The organism is Catellatospora coxensis, assembly GCF_016862635.1.
GTDB classification, from domain to species: Bacteria; Actinomycetota; Actinomycetes; order Mycobacteriales; family Micromonosporaceae; genus Catellatospora; species Catellatospora coxensis.
Genome location: NZ_BONI01000091.1, coordinates 1 through 13,201, shown reverse-complemented (window position 1 = coordinate 13,201; position 13,201 = coordinate 1). Strand labels below are relative to the sequence as shown.

General features: G+C 70.3%; 10 protein-coding genes. 3 read left to right on the top strand and 7 right to left on the bottom strand.

Annotation, left to right across the window (positions count from 1 at the left end; genetic code table 11):
- Positions 1-72: 72 nt before the first annotated feature.
- Positions 73-705: an HNH endonuclease family protein gene (locus tag Cco03nite_RS35960; RefSeq protein WP_239167936.1), complete on the bottom strand. Its 633-nt coding sequence runs from the start codon at positions 703-705 to the stop codon at positions 73-75.
- A 161-nt stretch (positions 706-866) separates the two neighbouring features.
- Complete coding sequence (gene tnpB / locus Cco03nite_RS35955; protein WP_203698484.1) at positions 867-2,297, bottom strand: IS607 family element RNA-guided endonuclease TnpB; 1,431 nt, start codon at positions 2,295-2,297, stop codon at positions 867-869.
- 225 nt (positions 2,298-2,522) lie between these two features.
- Here tnpB and Cco03nite_RS35950 point away from each other — a divergent pair, with 225 nt between their 5' ends.
- Positions 2,523-4,001, top strand: a complete 1,479-nt coding sequence (locus Cco03nite_RS35950) for an MFS transporter (RefSeq protein WP_203698504.1) — start codon at positions 2,523-2,525, stop codon at positions 3,999-4,001.
- A gap of 70 nt (positions 4,002-4,071) precedes the next feature.
- Here Cco03nite_RS35950 and leuA read toward each other — a convergent pair whose 3' ends face one another.
- From leuA to Cco03nite_RS35935, 3 genes are all read right to left on the bottom strand, one after another.
- Positions 4,072-5,775: a 2-isopropylmalate synthase gene (leuA, locus tag Cco03nite_RS35945; RefSeq protein ID WP_373314409.1), complete on the bottom strand. Its 1,704-nt coding sequence runs from the start codon at positions 5,773-5,775 to the stop codon at positions 4,072-4,074.
- Positions 5,776-6,069: 294 nt separating this feature from the next.
- A complete protein-coding gene (locus Cco03nite_RS35940; RefSeq protein ID WP_203698482.1) occupies positions 6,070-7,311 on the bottom strand; it encodes an MFS transporter in 1,242 nt (413 codons plus the stop codon).
- Positions 7,312-7,438: 127 nt separating this feature from the next.
- Positions 7,439-8,215 carry a hypothetical protein gene (locus Cco03nite_RS35935; RefSeq protein WP_203698481.1) on the bottom strand — a complete coding sequence of 259 codons (777 nt, stop codon included), beginning with the start codon at positions 8,213-8,215 and terminating at the stop codon, positions 7,439-7,441.
- 295 nt (positions 8,216-8,510) lie between these two features.
- On the opposite strand from Cco03nite_RS35935, the gene Cco03nite_RS35930 reads away from it, so the two are divergent.
- Both Cco03nite_RS35930 and Cco03nite_RS35925 read left to right on the top strand, forming a co-directional pair.
- Positions 8,511-9,776: an aspartate kinase gene (locus tag Cco03nite_RS35930; protein ID WP_203698479.1), complete on the top strand. Its 1,266-nt coding sequence runs from the start codon at positions 8,511-8,513 to the stop codon at positions 9,774-9,776.
- Positions 9,777-9,833: 57 nt separating this feature from the next.
- Positions 9,834-10,895: an aspartate-semialdehyde dehydrogenase gene (locus Cco03nite_RS35925; protein WP_203698478.1), complete on the top strand. Its 1,062-nt coding sequence runs from the start codon at positions 9,834-9,836 to the stop codon at positions 10,893-10,895.
- Between the two features lie 248 nt (positions 10,896-11,143).
- Here Cco03nite_RS35925 and Cco03nite_RS35920 read toward each other — a convergent pair whose 3' ends face one another.
- Both Cco03nite_RS35920 and Cco03nite_RS35915 read right to left on the bottom strand, forming a co-directional pair.
- The gene (locus Cco03nite_RS35920) at positions 11,144-12,595 is read right to left on the bottom strand and encodes a diguanylate cyclase (protein WP_203698477.1); all 1,452 of its coding nucleotides are present in this window, start codon (positions 12,593-12,595) and stop codon (positions 11,144-11,146) included.
- 249 nt (positions 12,596-12,844) lie between these two features.
- Positions 12,845-13,096 carry a hypothetical protein gene (locus Cco03nite_RS35915; protein WP_203698476.1) on the bottom strand — a complete coding sequence of 84 codons (252 nt, stop codon included), beginning with the start codon at positions 13,094-13,096 and terminating at the stop codon, positions 12,845-12,847.
- Positions 13,097-13,201 lie beyond the last annotated feature (105 nt).

Here is a 13,201-nt window from a genome sequence, read left to right as displayed (position 1 = left end):
GTCATGCGGTGAACCCGCTTCGCGGCTTCACCGCATGACCACCGGTGCTCATGATTCGCTCGCTGCGCTCACTCATACACAGGTCCCCAGCATGTCGGTCAGGGCGGCCTTCTCGGCCGTGGTCACGGTGAGTTTCCAATGGGTCTTCACCGTGATCCATTGTTGCGCATAAGTGCACCAATAGTCCTTGCTTGGCGGTTTCCACGTCGACGGGTCCTGGTCGCCCTTGGACCGGTTGCTGGTCGCCGACACCGCGAACAGCTGCGGCCGGTCCAGGTCGTTCGCGAACTGCGAGCGCTTCTCGTTGGTCCACTCGTCCGCCCCGGACCGCCAGGCGTTGGCCAGCGGCACCATGTGGTCGATGTCGACCTTGAGCGGGTCGGTGGTCTTCAGGCCGTCGTACACGCTGGACCACTCGCCGCCGGTGACGTTGCAGCCGTCCAGCTTGACGTTCTTGCCGTCGCGGGCCAGCACGGTGTCCCGCACGTCGCAGTTGGACCCGGCCTTGTTCCAGTGCGGGAACTTCTCGCGCGTGTACCCGGTCATCGGCCGCGCGGCGGCGACCTTCAGGTTGGACAGCGAAGCGAGCGCGTTGCTGCCCGCGTTCGGGTCGACGTTGACGCCGCCGGGACCCGCCGGGTTGGCGGGACCGCTGTCGACCGGGTCGCACGCGGTGGTGGTCGCGGCGGCCGCGACGGCCGCCACCAGGAGTAGGAGAACTCTGGCACGTCTGGGGGGTTTGGGGGATCGCACCCGCTCACCATACGAGCAGTCCTCACCATCACCACGTATCCGTTGCTGAATCCATAGTCGGATGTCAGCAATCCCGGCCTTTCGGTCGGGAAGGTTCCTGCCTCGCCGGAGCGTCACCGCTTCGGTTTGGCGAGGATCCCCGTTTCTGTCCGCTGGTGCGGGGTTGCGCCACCTGCCCGCCCACCCGGCCGCTTGCGGGGTCGGGTGGTGGCGCGGGTCTGACGGTCGGCTCCACGGGGGTTCGACGCTTTCGCGTCCTGGTCTCCGGCCACTCCGGTACCAGCCTTGACTGCCGCCGCCAAAGCGGCGAGGTTGCGGGCCGCGTTGGCATCGCGGTCCATCACCAAAGGGCATTGTTCGCAAGTGAACACCCGGACGTGCAGCGGCAGTTTGGCTTTCACTGCACCGCAGTCCGAGCAGGTCTTCGACGAGGGGTACCAGCGGTCGGCCTTCACCGTGACCCCACCGGCCCACTCGCCCTTATAGGTCAACTGGCGGCGGATCTGCCCGAACCCGGCGTCGGCGACCTTGCGGGCCACGCGGCGGTTGGACAGCATTCCAGCGACGTTCAGATCCTCGACCACCACCGTGTGATGCCCGGCCCGGATCCTGGTGGTGAGCTTGTGCAGGGCGTCGGTGCGCAGGTTCGCGACCTGGTGGTGGACCCGGTTGCGCTCGGCGTCGGCCTTGACCCACCGCCGCGACGGGGTGCGGCCGGTGCGCCGGTCCGGGCCCTGACGTCGGGAGACCCGCCGCGACAGCCGACGCAGCCTCGCCAGGGCGTTATCGAAGTGGCCGGGGTTCGGCACGTAGGTGATCCGCCCGGTGCTGTCGGCCAGCACCGCCAGATGCTTGACCCCGAGATCGACACCGACGACCATGTCGGCCTGGGCCGGGGTGCGCGCGTCGCGCATTACCTCGACCTGGAACGACACGAACCAGCGGCCGCGTGCGTGGGTGACGGTCGCGGACAGGATCCGGGCCGTGCCCGCGGCGAGGCGGCGGGCGAGTTTGCGGGTGTTCTCGTGGGTGCGGATCGTGCCCAGTCGCGGCAGCGTCACATGCCGCCGGTCCGGCTCCACGCGGATCGCCCCGGTCGTGAACCGGCACGACAACCGAGCCTTACGCTTGGACTTACGCCTCGGCCCGCCCATCCGGCGGCCCGCACGGGCACCCTGCTTGGACTTGGTGTAGTTGTCGAACGCTGCCGCCGCATTCGCCAGCCCGGTGCTGTAGGCCTCCTTGGAATTGTCGGCCCACCAGGCGGCGAAACGTGGGTCGGTGTGCTTGACCTCGTTGAACACCTTCCGCAGCGCAGGCAGCGACAACGGCCGCCACGGGGTGAGGTCCTCCTCTGCGATCCCGTAGGACTGCTCGGCCCTGCGCTGCCACCACGTCGCGGTCACCCACGACACGGCCCAGTTGTAGGCGGCACGCGCCGCACCGCAATGCGAACGCAACGCCCGCTCCTGACCCACGTTCGGGTCGAGAGCGAACCGGTACGCCTGCACCACGAAACCAGCCCGCGGCTCGAACCTCTTCACGCCCGCCTGCTCCCTAACGCAGCGGCCCACACGCCAGGCCGGCACGGCCCGGAACACGCAGGAGGCGAGGCGACCTCACGGTCGGCCGGCAGCAGGCGAAACAACACACAGTCACCATACATGACGATGTTTCAGTACCTTCGCACAGAGAATCGGGAACTCTTTCGAACCCTCACCTTCGCGTTCTGCGGCGCGGCGGGCGGCCCGGGGACGACAATGGACCGAATGGAGGCGGCCGGGCTGCGGATGAGCAGCGCCGCGGGGCGGGGCACGCTCGCCGCGGCGGTGCTGGCCTCCGGCATGGCCTTCCTCGACTCCACCGTGGTCAACGTCGCGTTGCCGACGCTCGGGCGCGAGCTGGGCGCGAGCCTGGCCCAGCTGCAGTGGGTGATCAACGGGTACACCCTGACGCTGGCCGCGTTCGTGCTGCTCGGCGGAGCGCTGGGCGACCGGCTCGGGCGGCGTCGGATATTCGTCACCGGCGTCGTCTGGTTCACCCTGGCCTCCCTGGTGTGCGGGATCGCCCCGAACGTCGAGACGCTCATCGCGGCCCGGGTGCTGCAGGGGGTGGGCGGAGCTCTGCTCGCACCCGGCTCGCTGGCCCTGCTGCAGTCGTCGTTCCAGGAACAGGACCGGGCCCGCGCCATCGGCGCCTGGTCCGGGCTGGCCGGCGCGACAATGGCCCTCGGCCCCTTCATCGGCGGGGTGCTGATCGACCAGGTCTCCTGGCGCTGGATATTTTTGATCAACGTGCCGCTGGCCGCCGTGATCGTCTGGCTGAGCCGCAGGTACGTCCCGGAGAGCCGGGACAGCGCGGTGGCGCACCACTTCGACGTGGCGGGAGCGGCGCTCGGCGCGGCCGCGCTGGGCGGGGTGACCTACGGCCTGATCGCCTGGCCGGAGCACGGGTTCGTATCGCTGCCGGTGCTGGGCGCGTTCGTGGTCGGGCTGGCCGGGGCGATCGGCTTCCTGCTGGTGGAGCGGGCCAGGGCGGCGGCCGCGATGATGCCGCTGCGGCTGTTCAGCTCCCGCGTGTTCTCCGTGCTCAACCTCTACACGGTGCTGACCTACGGCGCGTTCGGCGGCTTCTTCTTCCTGCTGGTCATCTACCTGCAGACCGGGCTCGGCTACGACGCGCTGGAGGCCGGGCTGGCCACCCTGCCGATGACCCTGCTGATGCTGGTCGGCTCGGAGCTGTCCGGGGCCATGGCGACCAAATTCGGGCCGAGGCTGCAACTCACGCTCGGTCCACTGTTTTGCGCCGCCGGGGTGCTGATGATCCGCACGATGACGCCTGGGGTGAGCTACTGGACCGGGATCCTGCCGGGCGTGCTCGTCTTCGGCCTGGGCCTGACCCTGCTCGTCGCGCCGCTGACCGCGACCGTGCTGTCCGCCGTCGACGTGCGCTTCGCCGGGGTCGCCAGCGGCGTCAACAACACCGCGGCCCGAGCCGGGTCACTGCTCGCCGTGGCCGCGCTGCCGCTGGTGGTCGGCCTGTCCGGCGAGGACTACGAGAACGCGGCCGCCCTGGGCGCGGCCTTCTACCAGTCCGGCATGTGGTGCGCCGCGGTGTTCGTCCTCGCGTCGGTGCTGGCCCTGTTCGTCTGCGGCGGCGTACGCCTCGACCGCCCCGGCCGCGCCCCCACCCCCGCCCAGCGCACCGGCCACCTCCCCCAAGTCCTCCAACGCGGCCGCTGCCCCTGACCAAAAAGAAAGGAAGGGCACCTTCATAACGGACGTCCGTGTAGAAGGTGCCCTTCCTTCGCCTTCGGGGCTAGTGGCGGTTGACGGCGCTGGCTACGGCCTTCAGGGAGGCGGTGACGATGTTGGCGTCGACGCCGACGCCCCAGCGGGTCTCGCCGTCCACGTCGCACTCGACGTACGCGGCGGCCTGCGCGTCACCGCCCGAGGTCAGCGCGTGCTCGGCGTAGTCCAGCACCCGCACGCTCACCCCGTGGTCACTCAGCGCATGGATGAACGCGTCGATCGGGCCGTTGCCGACCCCGGTCAGGCGACAGGCACCGCCGTCCAGATCGGCCTCGGCGACCAGCTCCACCTTGCCGTCGACGGTGGCCACCGAGTACGAGCGCACCGCCAGGCGGCGGTCGGTCAGGTACTCGTCGGCGAACGCGGCGTACATCTCGGCGGGCGTGACCTCGCCACCGGCGTCGTCGGTGCGGCGCTGGATCACGCCGGAGAACTCGATCTGCAGGCGGCGCGGCAGGTCCAGCTGGTGCTCGGACTTCATGATGTAGGCAACGCCGCCCTTGCCGGACTGCGAGTTCACCCGGATCACGGCCTCGTACGAGCGGCCCAGGTCCTTCGGGTCGATCGGCAGGTACGGCACCGCCCACTCGAACTGCTCGACGGGCACCCCGGCCTTGGTCGCCTTGCGGGCGTGCGCGTCCAGGCCCTTCTTGATCGCGTCCTGGTGCGAGCCGGAGAACGCCGTGTAGACCAGGTCCCCTGCGTACGGGTGGCGCTCGTGCACCGGCAGCTGGTTGCAGTACTCCACGGCGCGCTTGATCTCGTCGATGCCGGTGAAGTCGATCTGCGGGTCGATGCCCTGGCTGAACAGGTTCAGGCCCAGCGTGACCAGGTCGACGTTGCCGGTGCGCTCGCCGTTGCCGAACAGGCAGCCCTCGATCCGGTCCGCGCCGGCCAGCAGGCCCAGCTCGGCGGCGGCGACGCCGGTGCCCCGGTCGTTGTGCGGGTGCAGGCTCAGGATGACCGAGTCGCGGCGCGGCAGGCGGCGGTCCATCCACTCGATCGAGTCGGCGTACACGTTCGGCGACGCCATCTCGACGGTGGCGGGCAGGTTGATGATCAGCGGGCGGTCCGGCGTCGGGTCGATGACCTCGATGACCGCCGAACACACCTCCAGCGCGTACTCCAGCTCGGTGCCGGTGTAGGACTCGGGGGAGTACTCGTACCGGATCTCGGTGTCCGGGGTGATGATCTCCGCGTACTTCTGGCACATCCGCGCGCCGTCCGTCGCGATCGCGGTGATGCCGTCCTTGTCCAGGCCGAACACCACCTCGCGCTGCAGCGTGGAGGTCGAGTTGTAGAAGTGCACGATCGCCCGCTTCGCGCCGCGCAGGCTCTCGAAGGTGCGCTCGATCAGGTGCTCGCGGCACTGGACCAGCACCTGGATGGTCACGTCGTCCGGGATCAGCTGCTCCTCGATGAGCTGCCGTACGAACGAGAAGTCGGTCTCGCTGGCGGCCGGGAAACCGACCTCGATCTCCTTGTATCCCATCCGCACCAGCAGCTCGAACATGCGGCGCTTGCGGTCGGGCGACATCGGGTCGATCAGGGCCTGGTTGCCGTCGCGCAGGTCCACCGCGCACCACTGCGGGGCGGCGGTCACGCGTCGGGTCGGCCAGGCGCGGTCCGGCACCTCTACCTGGAACTGTACGTGGTAGCCGCGGTAACGCTGGTACGGCATCTTGCTGGGGCGCTGAGCAGCAGCAGACATGGCTTCCATGCTCCTTGACATCATGTGTTTCACGCGTGGTCCGGCGGCGGATTGTGCCCAAAGGAACATCGGCCGTCATCAGATTCGTTGAACCGGCAACTTCTTCCGGCAAACAGAAAAACGTGGCGGGACCAGCGGGCGAGCGCACGTCGCTACTCCGCGACGAGGTGCCGGTCGGTCAGACCTCGTCGCGGCGGCGAAGCAGGAGGCTCACGCAGCACATGATGGGGGCCACTGTACGCCCATAGATCGCCGTCCGGGCTCGATGTCCACGAAATGGGACACCGTGTCCCGTCAGGCAGGCACCGGGGCCGGCACGCCGGCCAGCTGCTCGCGGGACCGGGCCGCGCGCCGGGCCGCCGGCCCGATGAGCAGTGCCGCGCCGAGGAACAGCCCGGCGATGGCGAACCAGCCCCAGCCGCCCGAGGTCACCGCCAGCGCGATCAGCGACGCCGGGGCGATCATGGACTGGGCGGAGCCGCCCATCCGGAACGCGCCGACGTACTCACCGCGCCGGTCGGCCGGCGGCAGCTCGGCCATGAACGTCCAGGCGCCGGCCGACTGCCACAGCTCGGCCATGGTCAGCAGGATCGTCGCCAGCACCAGCAGCACCATGGTCCAGACGCCGCTGGTGGCCCCGGTGAGCAGGTAGACGGGGCAGCCCAGCGCGGCGACCAGGCCGGCCCGGCGGGAGGCCGCCGCCGCCCCGCCGATGGTGTGCGCCCCCTTGGTCACCGCGACCTGCAGCGTCGTGGCCATGAGCGTGTTCGTCACCGTCATCACGCCGAGCCACCACTTCGGCGCGTCGGTCCGGTGCAGCAGCCACAGCGGGGCCACCTCCATCAGCACGGTCATGTAGCAGGTCAGCACGGCGCATACCGCGGTGACGGCGAGGAACGGCCGGTCCGCGAACACCGCGCCGACCCGCCGCCGGGCCCCGGCGGCCGCGGAACGCGGCACGCGCGGCAGGCGGCCGATGAAGTACGCGTTGGCCAGCAGCAGCGCGCTGTTGAGCAGGACCAGCGTGTAGTACGCCGGGGTGGTGTCGATCGCCAGGGCCAGCGCGGCCAGCCCGGCCCCCAGCGACCAGCCCACGTTCAGCCAGGAGCGGGAGAACGCCTGCGTGCGGACCCGCGTCTCGGGATCGAGCGCCTCGATCAGGTACACGTTTCGCCCGGCCTGCCCGACCGTGGCGACCAGTTCCAGGCAGGCGATGACGAGCAGGAAGCTCCAGAAGCCCCGCGCGAACGGCCAGGCTGCGAAGAGCAGCCCCTGGGCCACGACACCGCCGGTCCACATCCGGTGGGCGCCGAACCGGTCGGTCAGCGCGCTCAGCGGCACGGCGGTGACCAGCGCGATCGCGGCCGCCAGCGACAACCCGATGCCGATCTCGTGCGGCCGCAGGCCGACCACCCGGGTGAAGAAGACGGCACTGCCGGTGAGGAAGGTTCCCGCGCCGACGCCGAAGAGCAGGTTCTGGGTGGCGAGACGGCGGGGGAGTCCGGGCGGCGGGATGAGGTTGTCACGCAGGGCCATGCCACCGATTCCAGCCTGAGTCGGCCGGGTTTCTCCAGCCGATATCCACCATCCGGCGCTTTCCTTCACCCGATCCACACATCCCGGGCTGCGGGGCGACGGATCGCGCCGAACTCTGCTAGAGGCGTCAGGCCTTCGGCGAGGGGGAGGCGGAAGTGCTGGTGGACGGCTTCGGGGACGGCGGCGCGTTCAGCGGCAGCGGGTTGCCGGGCACCACCGGGCCGGGCAGCTGCACCGAGGGCGGAGCCAACCCCGGGGTCCCCTCCAGCAGCAGGGTGCCGAAGGCGACCTTGGCCGCGGTGAGCGTGCCGTCGGTCTCGTAGCAGTAGATGCCCGCGTCCAGCGGCAGCGTCATGCTGGCCGCCGACGACTCCACCGAGTAGCACTTACCGCGAGCCCCGGGCAGCGGGGCGACCTCGGCCACGGCGATCGCGAGCCGCCGGTCGGTCAGCATGTTCTGCCAGTCCGTGATCAGGTGCTGGATCTTCAGGTCGGCCTTCGCCGGCAGCGCCCCGTTGATCTTCACGCATCCCGAGTACGGGTGGTTGCCCGCCGCCAGCGCGCACTGGTGCAGGGTGTTCGCCGCGAAGACCAGCGCGATGTCCACCGCGCCGCCGTGCGCCCCGCCGGGCACGTCGATGCGCCAGGTGCCGTCGACGGCCCGGGTGACCACCACGCGGCGGTCGGGGCGCTTCGGGCTCTTGAAGGTGTACATGGCCACCTGGCGCAGGTCCTTGGCGGCGGCCGCCCGGGCGGCGAGCTGCGCCCGGGCCCCGGCCGGCTCGGGGAGCGCGGTGGAGACCGGGGCGGCCGACGTCGGAGTGGTCTCCGGCGTGTCGCCGCCGCAGGCGGAGACCGACCAGCAGGCGGCGATGAGACAGAGGGAGAGGACAGCCCGGCGCACGCGCCCATTCTCAACCCGGCGCGCGTCATCTCCGGTATGACGCGCCCCGGCCTACACAAGATCGCGTGATGAGCAGGCAACGCGCGGTCTGTGGTGCGCGTCACAGGCGTTAAATCCTGCGGCGGCGATGCGGGGGAGTCGGGTGACTGCACGGCGCCGGAAGCCGTACGAAAGAGGATCTCGGACTTTCTCGGCGGCGCTGCCCGACAGCTGGGATCGACCGGCGAGGAGCGGCGGGAGCCGCCGCTAAGCTGAAGCGTCTTTAGTCCCTGAGGTGGAGAGGAGCCGTGCAACCGTGGCCCTCGTCGTGCAGAAGTACGGCGGCTCGTCAGTCGCCAACGCTGAGCGGATCAAGCGGGTCGCCGAGCGCATCGTCGCGACGCGGAAGGCCGGCAACGACGTCTGCGTGGTCGTCTCCGCGATGGGCGACACGACCGACGAGCTGATCGACCTGGCGCACCAGGTCAGCCCGCTGCCCCCCGGCCGCGAGTTCGACATGCTGCTCACCGCGGGCGAGCGCATCTCGATGGCGCTGCTCGCCATGGCCATCCACAACCTGGGCTACGAGGCGCGCTCGTACACCGGGTCGCAGGCCGGCGTCATCACCACGTCGGTGCACGGCAAGGCGCGCATCATCGACGTCACCCCGGGCCGCCTGCGCGGCGCGCTCGACGAGGGCGCGATCGTGATCGTGGCCGGCTTCCAGGGCGTCGCCCAGGACACCAAGGACATCACCACGCTCGGCCGTGGCGGCTCGGACACGACCGCGGTGGCGCTGGCCGCCGCGCTGAAGGCCGACGTCTGCGAGATCTACACCGACGTGGACGGCGTGTACACCGCCGACCCGCGCATCGTGCCCAACGCGGCCAAGGTCGACCAGATCACCTATGAGGAGATGCTGGAGCTGGCCGCGTCCGGCGCCAAGATCCTGCACCTGCGCAGCGTGGAGTACGCCCGCCGGTTCGGGCTGCCGATCCACGTCCGCTCGTCGTACTCGAACAACACCGGCACCCTGGTGACGGGATCAATGGAGGACCTTTCCGTGGAGCAGGCACTCATCACCGGCGTCGCGCACGACCGGAACGAAGCGAAGATCACCATCGTCTCCGTGCCGGACGAGCCGGGCGAGGCCGCGTCGATCTTCCGCACGCTGGCCGACGCCGAGATCAACATCGACATGATCGTGCAGAACGTCTCCACCGAGGCCTCCGGCCGCACCGACATCTCCTTCACGCTGCCCAAGGACGACGGCCCCACCGCGATGGCCGCCCTGCAGAAGATCCAGGAGCGGGTCGGCTTCAAGGGCCTGCTCTACGACGACCACATCGGCAAGATCTCGCTGGTCGGCGCGGGCATGCGCTCCAACCCGGGCGTCACCGCCACCTTCTGCGAGGCGCTGGCCCGCGCGGGCGTCAACATCGAGATCATCTCGACCTCGGAGATCCGCATCTCGGTGGTCTGCCGCGACACCGACCTCGACTCCGCCGTGCGCGCCGTGCACGACGCGTTCGAGCTCGGCGGCGACGAAGAGGCCGTGGTGTACGCCGGGACCGGCCGGTAGCGCGATGAACCCGCGAAACAAGCGAACCGGCGGCCGCACCTGGAGCGAGGAGAAGGCATGAGCCACAAACTGCCCACCCTCGCCGTCGTCGGGGCGACCGGTGCCGTCGGCACGGTGATGCTCGACATCCTCAGCAACCGCCGCAACGTGTGGGGCGACATCCGGCTGGTCGCGTCCGCGCGCTCGGCCGGCCGCCGCCTGCTCGTGCGCGGCCAGGAGGTCGAGGTCGTCGCGCTCACCGAGGAGGCCTTCGACGGCGTCGACGTCGCCATGTTCGACGTGCCCGACGAGGTCTCCGCCTACTGGGCGCCCATCGCGGCGGCCCGCGGCGCGGTCGCGGTCGACAACTCCGGCGCGTTCCGGATGGACCCCGACGTGCCCCTGGTCGTCCCCGAGATCAACCCGGCGCAGATCCGCAACCGGCCCAAGGGCATCATCGCCAACGCCAACTGCACCACCCTGGCGATGATCGTGGCGATCGCCCCGCTGCACAACGCGTACGGCCTCAAGGAACTGGTGCTGGCCTCGTACCAGGCCGTCTCCGGGGCGGGGCAGATCGGCGTGGACACCCTGCACGACCAGATCGCCAAGGTCGCCGGGGACCGGGTGCTCGGCACCCGGCCGGGCAACGTGCGGCACGCGGTCGGCGACGAGCTGGGCCCGTTCGCGGCGCCCGTCGCGCTGAACGTGGTGCCGTTCGCCGGCTCGCTGAAGGACGGCGGCTGGTCCAGCGAAGAGCTGAAGATGCGCAACGAGACCCGCAAGATCCTGGGGCTGCCGGACCTGAAGGTCAGCGCCACGTGCGTGCGCGTGCCCGTGGTCACCGGGCACTCGGTCGCCGTGCACGCGGTCTTCGGTTCGGAGGTCGACGCCATCGGGGCCCGGGAGGTGCTCCAGGGAGCGCCCGGCGTGATCGTCGTGGACGATCCGGCGGCGGGGGAGTTTCCGATGCCCATCGACGCCGTCGGCACCGATCCGTCGTGGGTCGGCCGCATCCGCCGCGCCGTCGACGACCCCCGCGCCCTCGACTTCTTCGTGACCGGCGACAACCTCCGCAAGGGCGCCGCCCTCAATACGGCCCAGATCGCCGAACTCCTCGCCGCCGACCTCTCCCGCTGACCCAAGGCAAAGGAAGGGCACCTTCTTAACGCTCCGCGTTGTAGAAGGTGCCCTTCTTAACGTCTGACATGCGTTGAGCTGCACCAACGCAGCAGCGCACCCGCATGGCGGTCTGGGGCGGCGCTGGTGGGTGGCGATTTTCGGATCTAGATGAGTTGTGGTCGTCGGGGCGACCACAACTCATCTAGATCCAGCAGTTTCACGGTGGGCGAAGCGTTCCGGGCGTGCAACAGCGCGGGATCGGGTGGCTACGGGGCCAGGCGCACGCCGTTGCGGCCGTTGCGCTTCACGGCGTACAGCGCCTGGTCGGCGCGGTACATCGCGGCCTCCGGCGGCTCCAGTTCGCCCTGGATCGCCACACCGACGCTGATCGTGCGTCCGGTGGCTCTCGCCGCCGCGACCAGGCGCTCGGCGACCAGCAGCGCCTCCGCGGCGCTGGGCACGTCGACCACGGCCACGAATTCGTCACCGCCCACGCGGAACAGCTCGTCGCCGAGGCGCAGCGCCTGCTGCAGCGCGCTGGACATCTGCACCAGCACCCGGTCGCCGGCGGCGTGGCCCAAGGTGTCGTTGACCAACTTGAACTGGTCGATGTCGATGGCGAGCAACGCGGTCCGGCCGGGGGTGGCGTTGGCCAGGCGGTCGCCGAACGGCCCGCCGTGGCCCAGTCCGGTCAGCGGGTCGGAGTTGGCCTGCAGATGCAGGCGGCGCAGCGTGCTCAGCTTCTCCAGGCAGGTGCTGGCCTGCGCCGCCAGCAGCTCCAGCAGGTTCACCAGCGCGCTGTCGGGCACGATCGCGGTCTCGTCCAGCACCACCAGCGCGCCGACCGACGAGGACACCACGGGTGTGCCGGCCCCGAGCGGCACCGCGATCATGGTGCGCACCCCGGCGGCGGTCAGCGCCTCGAACCCGCGGGCGTCGAGCACCGCGGGGTCGCCGAGCGTGTACGAGGCCCCGTACCGGCAGGCTTCGTCGAGCAGCGCGGCGAGCCGGTCGGGATCGATCTGCGCGAGCCGGGCGACCAGCGGCCGGTCCCGGGGCTCCGGGGAGCTGGCCGCGATGACCACCCGCAGCTCCTGCTCCTCGGGCAGCAGGTCCGGGGCGGGCCGCAGCAGCACGGCGGCGGCCAGGCCGGTCACCTCCCGGGCCGCGCGGCAGGCACGGACCAGCACGTCGGCGTCGGTCTCGGCGTTGGTGAGCGCGAGCGCGTGGCGCAGCAGCTGCTCACTGCGGGTCTCTGCGGGCGGCCCGCCCAGCTCGGACAGGCGCGCGCCGAGCAGCCGCCCGGCCTCGGTGAGCGTGTCCGCCCAGCCGTCCAGCGGCTGCGCCTCGGCCCACTCGGCGTTGATCACGCCGACCGGGTGCCCGGTCCGGTCGATGATCGGCGCACAGATCTCGGACGTGATGGGTGGCCCGAGCCGGATGTAGTCCGGGTCGTTGGCGACGTCGAGGATGGTGACGGCCTTGCCGCTGGCGTACACCCGGCCGACCACGCCGTGGCCCAGCGGCACGGCGGAGAACACCTGCCAGGCTCCGCTCGCCGAGACGCACCGGAGCTGATCCTTCACATGCAGCAGCGCCTCGATCAGGGCGGGGGTGTGCCGGCTGAGCACGGAGACCGTGGCATTGCAGGCTTCCACCGCGCTGCGGGAGGTTCGCAGTGCTACGGAAACATCATCAACGATGCGAGGAAGGGGCACGGGGCAGAATTTCGCTCTTCGTCTGGGGTGAGGGGGCTTACGGCGGCCAAGCTTACTCACCGTAGGCGGGTTAAGCGGCCATTATGAAAATCGTTCGGTCCGCGTGACCATCGGATGAGTGGGCATGCCTGCCCTGCTTACGGCCCATCGGGTAGGCGGTTCCCGGCGGCGCCTCCCCTTACCCGGAACTTCGGTGCCCGGCTGGGGCGAACGCGAACTTCGGGCCGTGTTCGACGGTGGGTGACCGGCTCAGTCCGCGGAGTCGACGATCTCGGTGAAATGAGTGTTACGCCACATCTCGTGGTCGAACAGCAGCCGTGCCACCGCGTGCACCGCGAAGTTGATCAAACCGATGGCCAGCAGCACCCAGCCGAGCACCCCGGCGAACGGGCTGAACGCGCTGCCGGGTTCGCTGGCGGACCCGGCGACGCCCAGCACGCCGAAGAAGGTGGCCACGATCGCGATGTGGAAGAACCTGCTGGTCTCTGCCGGATGTCTCACGACTGCTCCTCGGAGGGGGTTACCCGCAGCGTACGAGGTCGAGGCCAGCCCTTGATACACCGAAGGCCCGAGCCAGATTTCTCTGACCCGGGCCTTCTTTCGGTC

Coding starts and splice junctions, on each gene's coding strand:
- Cco03nite_RS35950 (WP_203698504.1), top strand. CDS start 2,523: ATGGAGGCGGCCGGGCTGCGGATGAGCAGCGCCGCGGGGCGGGGCACG.
- leuA (WP_373314409.1), bottom strand. CDS start 5,775: ATGTCTGCTGCTGCTCAGCGCCCCAGCAAGATGCCGTACCAGCGTTAC.
- Cco03nite_RS35940 (WP_203698482.1), bottom strand. CDS start 7,311: ATGGCCCTGCGTGACAACCTCATCCCGCCGCCCGGACTCCCCCGCCGT.
- Cco03nite_RS35925 (WP_203698478.1), top strand. CDS start 9,834: ATGAGCCACAAACTGCCCACCCTCGCCGTCGTCGGGGCGACCGGTGCC.